Source organism: Snodgrassella sp. ESL0323, from assembly GCF_013346865.1.
In the GTDB taxonomy this organism is placed as follows: Bacteria; Pseudomonadota; Gammaproteobacteria; order Burkholderiales; family Neisseriaceae; genus Snodgrassella; species Snodgrassella alvi.
On the sequence record NZ_JAAEDT010000017.1, the window covers coordinates 13,905 to 28,110 of the forward strand.

Below are 14,206 nucleotides of genomic sequence, written 5' to 3' on the forward strand. Positions count from 1 at the left end.
GGGTAGCACCGATGGTCTGTTTGGTTTGGGTTCTGCCGTGCTCGTCATAGCTGTAGTGGTGCCCTCTGAAATGCAGTAGCTGGTTACAGCGAATCAGGTTGTAGTTGTATTCTTCTGTCCCTCTTCGGTCTAGAAAATATGTAAAAAAATAAATTTAAAAATATCAAGAAGATTTTTAGTATCACTTCTGCTTTTATTTTACATTTCTTTTAAAAAAATATCTGAATATGAGCTTAAATCATCTTTATTTCTACCAATTGGATATTTTTTTCCTAATTTAAGTAGCCAATCACTAAATTTTTCTAAAAAAAATTTATTATTATTATTAACTTCAAATATTGCAGAATCAGAATAAGACTCAACTAATAAATCTAATATTTCCAAAAAATCTTTGTCATTTTTTAATATTTCCTCAACTTTAAGTAATTGAAGAGACTTTATTATATCTATTATTTGAGATAGTGTTAAAATGGTTGGGCCATTTTTTATGTCATTTAATATTTTTCGAATCATTACTATTTACCTAAAAATTAAAATGGAGAATTTATTAATGGAATATGTGACTGGTTCATTTGCACATCATCTCTTCCTCTACTATTCACTTTTGTTCCATTAGATAATGTATTGGTTTGTGCCGAATGAGCCCCACCAGTAGGACGTGTCGTAATTGAAGCTGTGGGGCCTTTTGCAGCATTTGAACTCGGATATCTAGCTACAGCATTAGGGTTTGTACCATGTCCATGTACTGAATATGTAATTCCATTGGAGTTTGTTTGATATTTAAAACCTCCTGATGGGAATTGTGATGAAGACATCCACTGATTAGAAATACCACCTTGGTTAGCCCATTTAGTAACGTCATTATATTTAATCTGACCATTATGAACTAATTCTGACGGATCAGTCGGACGTTTGTTAAAACGTCCTGTTTCATTATTACGCCAACGATTCGACTTACTATCAAAACTACAGCTCAAACCAAGTGGATCAATCCAAGTAAACCCATTAGGCGCATACTGATACAGATTCAAGCCACCCAGCAACCCAATCGGGTCTGGCTGAGTAAATCTACCTATATCCGGATCATAATACCTGAAAGTATTGTAATGTAAGCCGGTTTCTCTGTCTAAATATTGTCCCTGATATCTGAGGTTTTGCTCTATGGGTTCGTGTTCGATTTCATGAATCCGCTTTCCCCATAACTGAAAGCTACATTCCCACAGTATTTTACCGTTTGCATCGGTAAGTTCTTCCGGACAGCCATTCAGGTCGGTGTGGAAGTAGCGGATATGTTGTTCTTGGTTGCCGCTTGCTTCTATGCGAAACCGTGGTTGATTGCTATCTGTGGCGGTGAGGATAAAGAAATTAATTAAGCCATATAGTACCTACTACTTAAGCTTTATAATTTCCATTATTACTTTAGATATTTACGATTTTCTATAGCGTAATTATTACTATTCCATATTCTTAATTCATAAAAATTCTCTGTTGGTAAAATTGAAAACCCAAAAGAGTTACTTATGGCAACTAGCAAACACTCTAGCGTCTTGTTACTATTCTTTACTTTAATATTCCAAAATAATATTGGATTTTGCTTAATGTTATTAATATGCAATTTTAAATAATAATATGTATTACAAGTGATAATTTGGAAAACTACTAAATCATTATTATCAATACTACTCAAAAAATCACAAAATCGGTTAAATAATAAATTTTCATTTACTGATAAATCTACTGGCTGATATTCAATATTATCAATAAATTTTGACAAAAAGACATTATAATCATGCGACTCAAACGTTATCGAGTTGCTGTTATTATCAATCCGTAATTTATTTGAGATATTTTGAAGAATTGCTTTTTTTTCTTTTTTAATAACTGATAATTTCAATTTTTCTTTTAAAGATAATGACATTATTTTCTGCCTTTAGCGTTTGTAATTCCTGTCATATTTTCAGGAATATGTCCACCATGTTGATTATATCTTACTTTTGGTTGGAGAGGATCACCGTGCAAATCATCAGCAGTATGAAAATGAGGGCCGCGACCAAATTTATCTTCCTCGTGTAAAATAATGTATTTCTTATTTCCATCAACTTTATACTCCCAAACCGTTCTGTTTTCATACTTATTATCATAAACCTTTACTGGTTTTGGAGTATTTGTATTACGAGGAATTCTTAATCTCCGTTTTGCTTCTCTAAAGGCTGCTTTGAAACTTGTATTACTACACATCAAACCAAACGGGTCAATCCAAGTCAACCCATTAGGCGCATACTGATACAGATTAAACCCACCCAGCAGCCCAATCGGGTCTGGCTGGGTAAATCTACCTATATCCGGATCATAATACCTGAACGTATTGTAATGTAAGCCAGTTTCTCTGTCTCAATATTGTCCCTGATATCTGAGGTTTTGCTCTATGGGTTCGTGCTCAATTTCATGAATCTGTTTTCCCCATAACTGAAAGCTGCATTCCCAGAGTAATTCGCCGTTTGTATCGGTAAGCTCTTCCGGGCAACCATTCAGGTCAGTGTGGAAGTACATTACCCTTTCGGGCTCATTACCTCGTTTATCTATCCGCGCCAGTGACTCATAAATATTACGATTTTTATATTAATTAACTATTCGGATATTTATCTAAATAACCTTGACTTGATGGGTATTTTGTAAAAAAAGAAATTTTATTTTTATCAATAAATTCAATATCAAAAATTCTAGAACAATTTTTTTCCAAACCAATATCATAAGAATATAATTTTTCTTCAATCTCATCCAAAAGAGATATCGCCATATCATTAATAATCGAATTACATTCATTAATAAAAAAAATTACTTCTTTCGGAAAATTAGATTCAATAATCACTCCTTCATAATAATGATCAAACTTTTCAATTTTTTTATATTCTATAAGAGCATATCTCTGTTTATCTCTAAATGAAACAATATAGTCTTTCATCATTACCCTTTACATCCTTTGAAAATGCCAAATAGTTTACTTTTATTAGTATTAAAACCATTAATACCTTCTGAGTGAATTAATCTTGCATGGTTTACTCCCAACTTACCTTTAGATGGATCATGAATAACATCAAATCCAATTTTTCTAAGATCTACGACTTTTGCTTCACCCACACTTGTCGTAGGCCTATTAGGAAAAGCTCCATTCCATATTTTAGTGGCTTCATCGACACTATTAGCCCTAATAACAGAAACACCTGGTGGAGCTAATTTTCCTTTATTAATAGCTTCTATTTCTCGAGGATTGAAATCAAATCCATAATGACCATTAGTACTAATCCTATAAATTTTAGTAGCATCAGAAAGTGGTAAGCCCTTTTCTAGAAGGGTGTCAGTCAATCCCCACGGATCGACCCAAGTCAACCCATTAGGCGCATACTGATACAGATTAAACCCACCCAGCAGCCCAATCGAGTCTGGCTGGGTAAATCTACCTATATCCGGATCATAATACCTGAACGTATTGTAATGTAAGCCAGTTTCTCTGTCTCAATATTGTCCCTGATATCTGAGGTTTTGCTCTATGGGTTCGTGTTCGATTTCATGAATCTGTTTTCCCCATAACTGAAAGCTGCATTCCCACAGTATTTCGCCGTTGGCATCGGTAAGCTCCTCCGGACAACCGTTCAGGTCGGTGTGGAAATAGCGGATATATTGTTCTTGGTTGCCGTCTGTGTCTATCCGCGCCAGTGGTTCGTAGCTGTTCTGGTCGGTATAGATATACAAGCTGGTAGGATGATTCGGGCCGGTTTCCTGAATCATTCTTAAGCCGTCCCACAGGAAGCGGGTACGGTTGTAGGGTTGGCCTTCGCGGTCTATCTGATGTTTTCCATACTCTGGTCAAGTACACTTTTTCAGCACCTGTATAAATCGCATAATGCTGCAAAATTATTTATAATGTTGAACACATTTAATGAATTTTAATCTCCAGTTATCCTTAATTTCTTTATTTTCCTTTTATCTAGATTAATTATTAATTTATCAAGTTCATTCCTCTTAGTTTTAATCCTTTCTCTAATTTCAACCAATTCAGACAAAAAGCTATTGGAACACTTAGAATTAAAATTAATATCTACTTTATAGTAATCTTTTATTTTTTTTAACTCTTTAAAACTACTCCAGCGGGTTGATGAGCTAAATATTTCAGAATGTAGTTCTTCACTCATAACAAAATTATTATTATCTCCATTCTCAAAAATTACTAATATATCCAATCCCATAATTACCTCTGCTTTGAAAAAATTAAAATATTTGTTACTTTCATATCTTTAAATACTTCTTGTGGAAAGGCAGTAACTAAATCACCATTAGACTCCACTACAACTCTAGCTTTATTTAAGTTGGTACCTTCGGGAGTGACGCCTACTATTTTATTAGGCATTGTTTTTTCATATATAAATCGGTCACCATCTTTGATTATTCTATCTGGTTTCCTAAAAACATTTCTTACAGTACTTTTCATTTCAGCATTATTCAAAGTCCATTTACTTTTATGCTCCCAACCAATTTTATTTCCAACATGTCTATTTTTTACATGTTTGACACCAGCTTTCGTTAAATTAATTTTATTGGGAGTACAACTCCAACCCCACGGATCGACCCAAGTCAACCCATTAGGCGCATACTGATACAGATTCAAGCCACCCAGCAACCCAATCGGGTCTGGCTGAGTAAATCTACCTATATCCGGATCATAATACCTGAAAGTATTGTAATGTAATGTAAGCCGGTTTCTCTGTCTAAATATTGTCCCTGATATCTGAGGTTTTGCTCTATGGGTTCGTGTTCGATTTCATGAATCCGCTTTCCCCATAACTGAAAGCTACATTCCCACAGTATTTTACCGTTTGCATCCGTCAGTTCCTCCGGCATGCCGTTCAGGTCGGTATGGAAGTAGTAGATGTGTTGTTCCTGATTACCGTTTCTGTCTATCCGTGCCAGCGGTTCATAGCTGTCTTCGTCAGTATACAGATACAGGCTCTGCCGTTTGTCTGCGCTGCTTTCCTGTCCCCGCAGATGGCTCATTGCGAGTTTTATTCTTACATCGACTGCGGTTCGCTTCGTTTACACGGCGACTGGATGACGCAGGCGGGTTTTATTAACGGGATACCCGTCAAGGTGCGGGTAATGAGGGACTGCATCGTGATCACACCGCAGCACACCCGCGAACTCTTTGGCTGTATTGAAGGGATGAGCGTGGCGTATATTAATCAAAAGAAGTTGAAAGCATGGCTGAAGACCTTTCCGGGGGCACTGAACGATACCGGGGATATTCCGGTGATTAAGCGTAGCAGGAGCGAAGGCGGGATTTAAATAATAAAAAGCCGGGAAGAAATAAAATATCTTCTCGGCTATATTCGTTATTTATCCAAGAAAATCAACAGCATTAAATTCGAATGATAGTTTTTCATCCTCAGTATCCTCTATTATATATTTGTTACGGTCATTAAAAATATCAATAATTGATATTTTCAGATGCATAAACTGCGTTAACCCACCACCTATATCTTTCATTTTGACACTGCTGACATCATAAAAATAAAGAGATACTTTATCTCTGGAATTTTCGTCATCACTTAATGAAAGCAGTAGATTATATTTAAATGAAATAGGCTCAATATCCATATGCATCGTATTCAATACGTTGTTTTCTATAATTATTCTATTAATTTCATCAAGTTTCATGCTAGTTACCACCTATATTAACTCTGGTTTCTTTTCCTTTTGGACTATATCCCGGACCGTATTCATAATTATGTGTATGAGGATTGGAATGATAGTCTGGCGCTGATGGATTACCATATCCATGACTAGTGTAATCAACTCGTTCTATCTGTCTACCATATTGATCATACCTGACGGTAGAATATTCTAACTCACCCGTTTTAGGATTGAATTTGAAATGCTCCAATTCTTTTGTGCCGGGTGTGACCTGATTAGGAGCATTTTTATACCATGCTGAATCAGGTAATGATGGGCCATCGTTCTTTTTGTCTGTTTTACATAACCCAAGCGGGTCTATATATTTCAGCGGATTCGGTACATACGCATATAAGTTTAACCCACCCCTTAGCCCTATCGGATCCGGCATAGTAAAGCGGCCTGTATCCGGATCGTAGTACCTGAAAGTATTGTAGTGCAGTCCGGTTTCTCTGTCTAAATACTGCCCCTGATACCTCAGGTTCTGTTGTATCTCTGTATGGGCAATCTCCTGTATCGGTTTGCCCCACAGCTGGTATGAGCATTCCCACACAATTTCACCGGCTTCATCCGTCAGCTCCTCCGGCAAGCCGTTCAGGTCGGTATGGAAGGTGCGGTCTGAGGTGTTATTTACCAGTTAATATTAAATTTCTTGGTTGCGCCAGACTGTGCAAAAACCGAATCTCTGGTTTATCTGTCATTCGGTTCGTTTCTCGAATAATTAGAAAAATTTTTTGGCGCTTTTTTAATTATTTTCCATACGATTTTTACAAACTTATCAGTTTTGGTTTCTATTGAATTATAAGAAGCAGCTAATCAACCATTTCTTAAATATTCAGAACTATAATCAGCTATTTTGAAACATGAAAAACGAATAAGTCCTTTTCGAATACAAGCATCATAATAATCTGATTCAAAATAACTGTCCCTAATCTCTTCTATTTAAATCTATTTTATTTAGAAAGTTAAGTGCATAATTACAGTTACTTTCTGAGTTTGGTTCAATAATTTCTAAATGTTCAAAAAATTTTTTTGCATGATTCGACATTGCTGATAAGAAAGCTTTTTTATCAACAACAATTTTTGCTTCTGATGAAGAACACTTTACACTAACTAATATATTATGGTTATTATGAATAGGTTTAAATTTGACTTCTATAGGCTGATCAGGAAAATTCGTTTTAAATTCTTCTCCATCATAAACTACTGATAATCCCTCTGATAAATAACTCCAGAGAGCATCAATATAATCCCACATTGACTCATCAATAAGTTTTTTTCCGTTAATTGATAATTCCATAGCACCATCAATATAATCAGGATCATCAATATGGCCATTAAAATCAAAAAAATTAATGAAATCGTCACCAATTTTGATATAACTATTTATAATAATTTCAGGATTCATTTGGATAAAATTGACCTATTGTACTTTGTTTCGATAAAATTGCTCTACTCTGCCTTTATTAAAACCTACAGTATATTTTTCACCTTTCCATATACCCTCAACCTTATACATACCAACACCTCCTTTTTTTATTAAAATATCTTTATTTTGTTGCATTATTAATCTCATTTATTGACATATCTTTAGGTAAAAAAGTTTGGTCACGTTTAATCGTTCCATTCCAGTATTCTGGATGGTGGCGCTCTAAAATGTGTTTCATTCCTGAATACTCTAATTTGAAAGTTTGTTGGTTACCAAAATGAAAATTTTTGGTTTGAAATCCTTTAAGGTCATTAATGACTTTGTGTGGTTTGGCAACTTTAGGATAGCAACTTTCTAGTCGTAGCCCCCAAGGATCAATCCACATTAGCGGATTTGGCGCATATCGATAAAGATTAAATCCGCCGGCTAATCCAATCGGGTCAGGCTGGGTAAATCTACCCGTATCCGGATCGTAGTACCTGAAAGTATTGTAGTGCAGTCCGGTTTCTCTATCTAAATACTGTCCCTGATACCTCAGGTTCTGTTGTATCTCTGTATGGGCAATCTCCTGTATCGGTTTACCCCACAGCTGGTATGAGCATTCCCACACGATTTCACCGGCTTCATCCGTCAGCTCCTCCGGCAAGCAGTTCAGGTCGGTATAGAAGTAGTAGATGTGTTGTTCTTGATTACCGTTTCTGTCTATTCGCGCCAGCGGTTCATAGCTGCCTTCATCGGTATACAGATACAGGCTCTGCCGTTTGTCTGCACTGCTTTCCTGAATCATCTGCAGCCCGTCCCACAGGATGGTGGTACGGTTACTGGGTTGGTTTGTAAGCTATAGCTGCAAGATTAATTTGACATAAACAGGCCTTTAATAACCATTTGTAATTGAAAAATATCACTCAGTTGCCTGAAATTATCATTAATCTTTTAGATTAATACCTTTGATTTGATTATCAATCAAAAGCTGTCTTAATTTATCTGAAATAATTATACAGCTTGCTGCCTCCTCACTTCTAGCCATCCAAAAATCTTCAGTGATATCCTGCCTTAACACTATTTTTGTGAATAATTTTGGTCCATCAGGCTGACTAGTTAGCATCGCCATGCTTTCAGATTTATCCGTATCTATACATGGTATTGAACGCAGTGGATTAAATACTTTAAAACCATAATGGCTCTGGCCATTGATAATCACAACTGCATCAAGTAATTGCACCTCTTTTACGAATTCTTCATTATTTTCCAGTAAAGTGGCCAATCGCGGTGAAATAAAATGAGGCCCGTCACTCATATAATAATTATAAGACAGTAATCTCTTTTCGCTTATTTTTTTATTTAAAGTAAAAATCAAGGGATTTTTTAAATGAATTTTTTCGCAATCCATTAAATCAGTTACGGAAATTTCCTCTCTTTTAAATTGAAACCAATAACTATCCGGATAAACATCACCACACATCAGTCTAGATATCATCATAACATCCTTTGAATCCTTTAGATGGGATTGAATTTTTGTTTAAAAATGTTTTGCCATTACGTAAACCTGCTTTTTGCTGCTTAAGTAAGGTGTCTAAAGTTTTTTACTGTTCCTGTGTCTATTTACATCAGCAGTTTTCACAGGGTAAATATAGCTGCACTGTTTTCCTGAGTCATTTTTAGCCTACCTAACAGGAAATTAGTGCGCTCGCAGGATGGGTTTAGCGTAAGCAGGCATAGTTACATTAATCACTTACTTAAATCTTCTGCATAATTGTTTAAGGAGTAACTAGCCATGAGATATATTATTCAGATATCTGTATTATGATTATTCGAAAACTATATCTTTAATATTATTCTCGATGCAAAACTGCTTTAATTTATCCGAAATAACTATACAGCTTGTATTCTCTTTACATCTGGCCATCCAAAAATCTTTTGTTATATCCTGTCTAAAAACCATTTTGGTAAATGATTTTGGTCCATCAGGTAAATAACTTAATAAAGGCCTACTTTCAGACTTATCCATATCTATACAAGATAAAAAATGCAACGGATTAAATACTTTAAAACCATAATGACTCTGGCCATTGATAATCACAGTTGCATCAAGCAGCTGCACCTCTTTTACGAATTCTTCATTATTTTCCAGCAGAGTAGCTAGTCTGAGGGAAATAAAATCGGGACCGTCACTCGAAAAAATATTATAAGACAGTAATCTTTTTTCGCTTATTTTTTTATTCAAGGTAAAAATCAAGGGATTTTTTGAATGAATTTCCTGGCATTGCATTAAATCAACTATTGAAATTTCCTCTTTTTTAAATTGAAACCAATAGCTATCCGGATAATCATCAGTAAGTTTTAATCTGTATATCATCTTAACATCCTTTACCTTTAGATCGGATTGAATTTTTGTTCAAAATCACTTTCCCCTTACGTAAATCAGCTCTCTGCTTCGCAGTTAAGTCGTCTAAAGCTTTTTTGTATTCAGCCTGAGTCCAGTTATTTTTTTCTCCTAATTCTACTAATCCGTCCATTTCAGCTTTTGTTAATTTTGTATAATCACGATGAGAACCCTTATGAATCGTTCGGGTAGAATGGGCATCTTCCGAAGTCGGCAGATAAATAATATTATTACTTGCATGAATATTTGCGCCAGCTCTTTTAATCAATTCATGATTTCGCAATTGCTGCGGAATAATATGGTGTTTCTGATAACCGGGAATACTGGGCATATTATAATATGTCCAGTTTTTTAAGCCCCACGGATCAATCCAAATCAGCGCATTTGGCGCATACTGATACAGATTATAGCCACCCAGCAATCCAATCGGATCAGGCTGAGTAAAGCGGCCTATATCCGGATCGTAGTACCTGAAAGTATTGTAGTGCAGTCCGGTTTCTCTGTCCAAATACTGCCCCTGATACCTCAGGTTCTGCTGTATCTCTGTATGAGCAATCTCCTGTACCGGTTTGCCCCACAGCTGGTATGAGCATTCCCACACAATTTCACCGGCTTCATCCGTCAGCTCCTCCGGCATGCCGTTCAGGTCGGTATGGAAGTAGTAGATGTGTTGTTCCTGATTACCGTTTCTGTCTATCCGTGCCAGCGGTTCATAGCTGCCTTCGTCAGTATACAGATACAGGCTCTGCCGTTTGTCTGCGCTGCTTTCCTGAATCATCTGCATCCTGTCCCACAGGAAGGTGGTGCGGTTGCATGGCTTACCGTCACGGTCCAGTCGGTGTTTTTCAATCCGCCGGCCAAGCGCATCGTAGACGTAGCGTTCAGTATGGTTCAGCTGTTCGATACGCACTTCGGTCAGGCGGTGTTCGGCATCGTAATGGTAATACTGGGTACCGCTGGCGGTCTGTTTGCTGCGGGTACGTCCGTGTTCGTCGTAGCTGTATTTCAGTCCGCGGAAGCTGAGCAGCTGATTAAAGCGGATCAGGTTCTGATTGCTTTCTTCTTCGCCGCGTCTTCTATCCAGCAGGTTAGCCGCAGCATCGTATTGCAGGGTTTCCCAGTATCTCTGGTTTCGGCAGCCTTCAATTCTGCCGGTGTGATCATAGCGGTAATCGGTCTGGCCGTGTTTGCTGTGTTTTTTGCTTACCAGCTGGTCGAGGTTGTCGTACTGGTAGCTGCGTTCGATGAGGATATCAGGCAGAATGGGGGTCTGATTGCGCTGTATCTGTTTGCGTTGCAGCCGGCTGTTACGGTCGTATTTGATGGGCGTTCAGGCGTCCCTGAGTGCATAATACTTCGCGATGCAGGCTGTCGTGGAAGAACAAGAAGTATCGCTAAGATATCTTCCAGTTTTATTTAGCAAACATATTAATATCATCTAAGGCATCTCCTACTCGCCCTTCAAAACGCTTATCTTTTGCTTTTAGTTGAAGACATGGTATTATTTTATCTTTATCAATTTTCGAATAAATTCTAGCTAAATGGCCTACACAAGTAATTGCTAATCCACTGATATCCTCCTCTGGATTAGATATCATTCTTAAAATAGTATCTTGTACCCAATCAAAATCATCTATATTAAATGTTAAGTACAATAGAGCGTCTGTTACTTTTTCTACATCGTTAGATTCTAAAATTTTCTCTATATTTTCTTTTGAATAATTTATTAAATTAGCAGCCACTTTTTATATTTCCTTTTTTGTCTGTCATACCCGATTTTCGTAATGCATTTTGTTGATCAGGATGTAAGGCGTCCCATTTTCTGACGTGACCATGAAATAATTCATCCCCATTAGACAATACTCTAGTCCTATCCATTACAACGATTTCATTATTCGCAATATCAACTCCTACTCGCCGAAATGAGGTAGGTTTTACTTGCGTAGAATTATTTAATGCAACCTGTCCATTCGTTGGAGCACGGCTTTTTACTGAATTATCAGCTTTTCCATGATAAGGAGCATCTTCATATATTCGATTGGTTAACCCCCAAGGATCAATCCAAGTCAACCCATTAGGTGCATACTGATACAGATTAAACCCACCCAGCAACCCAATCGGGTCTGGCTGAGTAAATCTACCTATATCCGGATCATAATACCTGAAAGTATTGTAATGTAAGCCGGTTTCTCTGTCTAAATATTGTCCCTGATATCTGAGGTTTTGCTCTATTGATTCGTGCTCAATTTCATGAATCCGTTTCCCCCATAACTGAAAGCTGCATTCCCAAAGTATTTTACCGTTTGCATCAGTTAGCTCTTCCGGACAGCCGTTCAGGTCGGTGTGGAAGTAACGGATATGTTGTTCTTGGTTGCCGTCTGTATCTATATGTGCCAGTGGTTCGTAGCTGTTCTGGTCGGTATAGATATACAGGCTGGTGGGGTGATTCGGGCCGGTTTCCTGAATCATTCTTAAGCCGTCCCACAGGAAGCGGGTACGGTTGTAAGGTTTGCCCTCGCGGTCTAACTTTTGTTTTTCGATGCGTCTGCCAAGGGCGTCATAGAGGTAGCGGTATCGTTCGGTTTTGTTGAGCTGTTCAATGCGTACTTCGCTCAGGCGGTGTTCGGCGTCGTAGTGGTAATGCTGGGTGGCACCGGTGGTCTGTTTACTGGCAGTTCTGCCGTGCTCGTCGTAACTGTAGTGGTGTCCTCTGAAATGCAGGAGCTGGTTACAGCGAATCAGGTTGTAGTTGCTGTAGTCCTCTCTGTATTTGCTGTCCAGCAGGTTGGCAGCGGCATCATATTGCAGGGTTTCCCAGTATCTCTGGTTGCGACAGCCTTCGATTCTGCCGGTGTGATCATAGCGGTAATCGGTCTGCCCGTGTTTGCTGTGCTTTTTGCTTACCAATCGGTCGAGGTTGTCGTACTGGTAGCTGCGTTCGATGAGGATATCAGGCAGGATGGGATTCTGATTGCGCTGTATCTGTTTGCGTTGCAGCTGGCTGTTGCGGTCGTATTTGAACTGGGTGTTCAGGCGTCCCTGGGTGCGTAATATTTTGCGGTGCAGGTTGTCACGTTCGATGTCGCTGATGATGTGGCCGTCGATGTTAATCTGGTGCAGGTGGCCGGAGCCGTAATACAGGTTATTGATGGTGCGCCCATCCGGCAGGGTGGTAGCGATGCGATTGCCCAGTGGGTCGTACTGATAGGTGGTGGTGTCGGGGGTATATTTGCCGATAACACGGCTATAGGCATTATAGCTAAAGTCAAGCCTACTAGAGACTAAACAACTGGTTTTATTGTCACAATTGGTTTATTATTTTTAACTATCTATTTTCTTTAATTGTTTTAAAAAAACAATCAATATAATCCTGTCTATTTATAATAAGTAAAGGACAATCCTATTTTTCCCTACTAAATATTCTTTTAATATATTAATGGCATAAATAGTCAGGACCTACATCAAAATATTTACCTTATTTAGGTAATTAAATATTATTTAATGTTAAAAATATTTAATTTATTAATTTTTATTATATGAGTATAATTTTATTTCTAGAATAAACTGAATGTTTAGATCTAATTACAATTTATAAAATTGGAGACTTTAACGTATTTGATATAATTGCTGGTGGTAAATCGGTATCCTGATAAATTATAGTACTTCCACTACAGAAACATATTTCCATTTGTTCTATATTATTTATATGATTTACTTTATACTCTGGTAGTAATTGGATGATGTTGGACTGTAATATATTATTGAAATTCATTGTCATTATTCCATGCATATCATGAATAGCTATATAATTAGAATCCTTTTTATCGTCAGATAAATTAATTATTTCGTAGTCATTATATTCCTTTTTATAAATACCTATTTCTATATCAAAGAATCCTATTTTAGCAGTATACAAAGTTGCTGATTTCATCGTTTCTATTTGACAACAATGAAAAAAAATGTCTCTCTTTAAAGACGGTAGACACTTTAAAAAACTGCCATTGTTAATAATATCAATAATATCTATATTTAACATTTCCATATTTAACACCCTATCTTTTTCATTTTGCCAAGTTTTCCTTTTACTATGTCATGTTTTTTCAATGCTTTTTGTAAATGGTTCCATTCAGCTCCCTTACGTGGCCACCTGACCTTGGCATTTTCCAAATAGTCGACAACTTTTGCTTTATTTCTAGGATTTGATAAATAATCATCTAATTTATTAGTAGCTTTTTTCCAAGCAATTGATTCTGCATTCGTATTGCTAAATACAGGTTTGTAAATTATTTCACCATTTTTCCAGGTTTTATTGCAATCTCCATTTTGTCAATATGAGCATGGGCACCTTTAGTAGCCCAGTCATCAGCGAGAACATCAATTCCGTGTGATACATGTAATCCAAGTGGATCAATCCAAGTAAATCCATTAGGCGCATACTGATACAGATTAAATCCACCCAGCAACCCAATCGGATCCGGCTGAGTAAATCTACCTATATCCGGATCATAATACCTGAAAGTATTGTAATGTAAGCCAGTTTCCTTGTCTAAATATTGTCCCTGATATCTGAGGTTTTGCTCTATGGGTTCGTGCTTAATTTCATGAATCTGTTTTCCCCATAACTGAAAGCTGCATTCCCACAGTATTTCGCCGTTGGCATCGGTAAGCTC

At 37.2% G+C, this 14,206-nt stretch carries 24 protein-coding genes and 2 pseudogenes; 2 read left to right on the forward strand and 24 right to left on the reverse strand.

Going from position 1 to position 14,206, the window contains the following annotated elements; all coding sequences use genetic code 11:
• Positions 1-198: 198 nt before the first annotated feature.
• The 12 genes and pseudogenes from GY065_RS06705 to GY065_RS13060 form a co-directional block, all read right to left on the reverse strand.
• A complete protein-coding gene (locus GY065_RS06705; protein WP_025315283.1) occupies positions 199-513 on the reverse strand; it encodes a hypothetical protein in 315 nt (104 codons plus the stop codon).
• 17 nt (positions 514-530) lie between these two features.
• Positions 531-1,370, reverse strand: a complete 840-nt coding sequence (locus GY065_RS13030) for an RHS repeat-associated core domain-containing protein (protein WP_370524140.1) — start codon at positions 1,368-1,370, stop codon at positions 531-533.
• Between the two features lie 44 nt (positions 1,371-1,414).
• On the reverse strand, positions 1,415-1,918 hold the full coding sequence (locus GY065_RS06715) for a hypothetical protein (RefSeq protein ID WP_174833549.1): 504 nt from the start codon (positions 1,916-1,918) through the stop codon (positions 1,415-1,417).
• Positions 1,918-2,238, reverse strand: coding sequence for an HNH/endonuclease VII fold putative polymorphic toxin (locus GY065_RS13035; protein ID WP_256433036.1), 321 nt, complete (start codon positions 2,236-2,238; stop codon positions 1,918-1,920). Before GY065_RS13035 ends, GY065_RS06715 begins: the two co-directional genes overlap by 1 nt.
• 12 nt (positions 2,239-2,250) lie before the next feature.
• Positions 2,251-2,379 (reverse strand): annotated as a pseudogene (locus GY065_RS13400) (RHS repeat-associated core domain-containing protein); the annotation flags it as partial.
• 12 nt (positions 2,380-2,391) lie between these two features.
• Complete coding sequence (locus tag GY065_RS13045) at positions 2,392-2,550, reverse strand: RHS domain-containing protein (RefSeq protein ID WP_202984059.1); 159 nt, start codon at positions 2,548-2,550, stop codon at positions 2,392-2,394.
• Between the two features lie 73 nt (positions 2,551-2,623).
• Complete coding sequence (locus GY065_RS06725) at positions 2,624-2,965, reverse strand: hypothetical protein (RefSeq protein ID WP_025315308.1); 342 nt, start codon at positions 2,963-2,965, stop codon at positions 2,624-2,626.
• Positions 2,965-3,501 (reverse strand): annotated as a pseudogene (locus tag GY065_RS06730) (RHS repeat-associated core domain-containing protein); the annotation flags it as partial. The pseudogene GY065_RS06730 and the gene GY065_RS06725, both read right to left, overlap by 1 nt.
• Positions 3,502-3,513: 12 nt before the next feature.
• Complete coding sequence (locus GY065_RS13050) at positions 3,514-3,786, reverse strand: RHS domain-containing protein (RefSeq protein ID WP_202984060.1); 273 nt, start codon at positions 3,784-3,786, stop codon at positions 3,514-3,516.
• A gap of 158 nt (positions 3,787-3,944) precedes the next feature.
• Positions 3,945-4,244, reverse strand: a complete 300-nt coding sequence (locus GY065_RS06735; protein ID WP_025315290.1) for a hypothetical protein — start codon at positions 4,242-4,244, stop codon at positions 3,945-3,947.
• Between the two features lie 2 nt (positions 4,245-4,246).
• Positions 4,247-4,633, reverse strand: coding sequence for a hypothetical protein (locus tag GY065_RS13055; protein ID WP_244621502.1), 387 nt, complete (start codon positions 4,631-4,633; stop codon positions 4,247-4,249).
• Positions 4,634-4,704: 71 nt separating this feature from the next.
• Positions 4,705-5,049, reverse strand: coding sequence for an RHS repeat domain-containing protein (locus GY065_RS13060; protein WP_202984061.1), 345 nt, complete (start codon positions 5,047-5,049; stop codon positions 4,705-4,707).
• Between GY065_RS13060 and GY065_RS06745 the strand changes: the two genes are divergently transcribed.
• On the forward strand, positions 5,041-5,337 hold the full coding sequence (locus GY065_RS06745; protein WP_174833550.1) for a SymE family type I addiction module toxin: 297 nt from the start codon (positions 5,041-5,043) through the stop codon (positions 5,335-5,337). The genes GY065_RS13060 and GY065_RS06745 overlap by 9 nt on opposite strands.
• Before the next feature lie 51 nt (positions 5,338-5,388).
• Here the strand turns inward: GY065_RS06745 and GY065_RS06750 are convergent, their stop codons facing one another.
• The 10 genes from GY065_RS06750 to GY065_RS12860 form a co-directional block, all read right to left on the reverse strand.
• A complete protein-coding gene (locus GY065_RS06750; protein WP_174833551.1) occupies positions 5,389-5,709 on the reverse strand; it encodes a hypothetical protein in 321 nt (106 codons plus the stop codon).
• A 1-nt stretch (position 5,710) separates the two neighbouring features.
• On the reverse strand, positions 5,711-6,361 hold the full coding sequence (locus GY065_RS06755; RefSeq protein WP_174833563.1) for an RHS repeat-associated core domain-containing protein: 651 nt from the start codon (positions 6,359-6,361) through the stop codon (positions 5,711-5,713).
• A gap of 291 nt (positions 6,362-6,652) precedes the next feature.
• Positions 6,653-7,132 carry a hypothetical protein gene (locus tag GY065_RS06760; RefSeq protein ID WP_174833552.1) on the reverse strand — a complete coding sequence of 160 codons (480 nt, stop codon included), beginning with the start codon at positions 7,130-7,132 and terminating at the stop codon, positions 6,653-6,655.
• Between the two features lie 15 nt (positions 7,133-7,147).
• The gene (locus GY065_RS06765) at positions 7,148-7,288 is read right to left on the reverse strand and encodes a hypothetical protein (RefSeq protein WP_174833553.1); all 141 of its coding nucleotides are present in this window, start codon (positions 7,286-7,288) and stop codon (positions 7,148-7,150) included.
• Positions 7,275-7,940, reverse strand: coding sequence for an RHS repeat domain-containing protein (locus GY065_RS06770; RefSeq protein WP_174833554.1), 666 nt, complete (start codon positions 7,938-7,940; stop codon positions 7,275-7,277). The genes GY065_RS06765 and GY065_RS06770 overlap by 14 nt, the downstream gene beginning before the upstream one ends.
• 138 nt (positions 7,941-8,078) lie before the next feature.
• Complete coding sequence (locus tag GY065_RS06775; protein WP_174833555.1) at positions 8,079-8,633, reverse strand: imm11 family protein; 555 nt, start codon at positions 8,631-8,633, stop codon at positions 8,079-8,081.
• Between the two features lie 327 nt (positions 8,634-8,960).
• Positions 8,961-9,509, reverse strand: coding sequence for an imm11 family protein (locus GY065_RS06780; RefSeq protein ID WP_174833556.1), 549 nt, complete (start codon positions 9,507-9,509; stop codon positions 8,961-8,963).
• A 1-nt stretch (position 9,510) separates the two neighbouring features.
• Positions 9,511-10,545: an RHS repeat-associated core domain-containing protein gene (locus tag GY065_RS06785; protein ID WP_371731948.1), complete on the reverse strand. Its 1,035-nt coding sequence runs from the start codon at positions 10,543-10,545 to the stop codon at positions 9,511-9,513.
• A 403-nt stretch (positions 10,546-10,948) separates the two neighbouring features.
• Positions 10,949-11,278 (reverse strand): hypothetical protein, encoded by a 330-nt coding sequence (locus GY065_RS06790; RefSeq protein ID WP_174833557.1) that lies wholly within the window; start codon positions 11,276-11,278, stop codon positions 10,949-10,951.
• Positions 11,268-12,443, reverse strand: a complete 1,176-nt coding sequence (locus tag GY065_RS12860) for an RHS repeat-associated core domain-containing protein (RefSeq protein WP_180214769.1) — start codon at positions 12,441-12,443, stop codon at positions 11,268-11,270. Before GY065_RS12860 ends, GY065_RS06790 begins: the two co-directional genes overlap by 11 nt.
• On the opposite strand from GY065_RS12860, the gene GY065_RS06800 reads away from it, so the two are divergent.
• A complete protein-coding gene (locus tag GY065_RS06800) occupies positions 12,417-12,587 on the forward strand; it encodes a hypothetical protein (protein WP_174833558.1) in 171 nt (56 codons plus the stop codon). The genes GY065_RS12860 and GY065_RS06800 overlap by 27 nt on opposite strands.
• Before the next feature lie 538 nt (positions 12,588-13,125).
• On the opposite strand, the gene GY065_RS06810 is transcribed toward GY065_RS06800, so the two are convergent.
• Positions 13,126-13,578 carry a hypothetical protein gene (locus GY065_RS06810; RefSeq protein WP_025315300.1) on the reverse strand — a complete coding sequence of 151 codons (453 nt, stop codon included), beginning with the start codon at positions 13,576-13,578 and terminating at the stop codon, positions 13,126-13,128.
• 241 nt (positions 13,579-13,819) lie between these two features.
• Positions 13,820-14,206: RHS repeat domain-containing protein (locus GY065_RS06815; RefSeq protein WP_202984066.1), on the reverse strand; the 387-nt coding region annotated here is incomplete at its 5' end.